General features: G+C 46.8%; 1 pseudogene. It reads right to left on the reverse strand.

The features are described from left to right. Positions 1 to 1,011 (reverse strand): annotated as a pseudogene (gene mam7 / locus R8N28_RS27315) (MCE family putative adhesion factor MAM7); the annotation flags it as partial.

Below are 1,011 nucleotides of genomic sequence, written 5' to 3' on the forward strand. Positions count from 1 at the left end.
AAGACTTCGTGCTTCGCTTGTTTTTTCTCATCAACTAAACCAACGTTGATGATGGAACCGACCACAATACCTTTATAGAGCACGTTCGCTCCGCTATCTAAACCAAATGAATTGTCAGAAATTAGGCGAATCGCGATAGACTTTTCTTGCTGTTGATTAAATACGTTTTTGCGAATTGCAGTGAAGCGGCGAGAGCGTTCGCCGTCGCCAGGAACGATAGTGAGGAAGTTTCCTCTAACTAGGTTTGCAATGTTTTCGACACCAGACAATGACACTTTCGCTTCTTCCAAAACAAAGCGAGTGCCTGTGGTAAGCATGTCACTGAAAGCAGGCTGAATTGCTGCTGACGCCAAAATGACTTCTCGTCCTTCAGAAAGGCTTAAGTCGGTGACCTGACCAATTTCAATGCCACGGTACATGATTGGTGCGCCTTCGCTGCTGACTTTATTGTCGTCAGGTAGAGCAATTTTGATCGCAATGCCTCGACCTGCTGTTTTCAAATCTTTATATAAGCGGAACTCGGTATTTTCTTCCACTGGTTCGCCATCGTCCGGGGAGTCAACGGCGATAGCGCCACCAAGTAGGGCACTCATGCTTTCTAAGCGTACGTCAACGCCTTCAAAACCTATACTTGCGCCAATGCCGCTGACGTTCCAAAAGCGGCTGCGGTCATTGATGATGTGTCGATATTGCTCTTGGATATTAGCTTGAATAGTAATGGATTTTGCATCTTCATCCAGTTGGTAGCTGTAGACCGCACCGATAGGAATTTTCTTATAGACAATCTGAGAGCCAATCGACACGCCGCCTAAGTCTCGGCTTTTAAGCTTGATGTTCAAACCTTGTGAAACACGTAGGTCCGTTGGCGCCGAATCGAGAGCGTGGAATGTGGTCTCAAATTCTTGACCGTCCCCCGGTTGGATAGAGATGTAGTTACCAGAAACAAGCGCATCCAAGCCCGACACACCAGTTAAACTTGCGGTTGGTTTGACGAGCCAAAAACGCGATTTA

The organism is Vibrio sp. Vb1554 (assembly GCF_033344235.1).